This window comes from Bacillus cereus group sp. BfR-BA-01524, from assembly GCF_022662595.1.
GTDB lineage: Bacteria > Bacillota > Bacilli > Bacillales > Bacillaceae_G > Bacillus_A > Bacillus_A thuringiensis_S.
Genome location: NZ_JAKUDW010000502.1, coordinates 1 through 213 on the forward strand (window position 1 = coordinate 1; position 213 = coordinate 213).

The following is a 213-nucleotide window of genomic DNA, read 5'->3' on the forward strand; positions in this document are numbered from 1 at the left end:
TCAGTTCGGATTGTAGGCTGCAACTCGCCTACATGAAGCTGGAATCGCTAGTAATCGCGGATCAGCATGCCGCGGTGAATACGTTCCCGGGCCTTGTACACCCCGCCCGTCACACCACGAGAGTTTGTAACACCCGAAGTCGGTGGGGTAACCTTTTTGGAGCCAGCCGCCTAAGGTGGGACAGATGATTGGGGTGAAGTCGTAACAAGGTAG

1 rRNA gene is annotated in these 213 nt (G+C 55.4%); it reads left to right on the forward strand.

Features of this window, described 5'->3' with window-relative positions:
* Positions 1 to 213 (forward strand): 16S ribosomal RNA (locus MR170_RS32090); the annotation flags it as partial.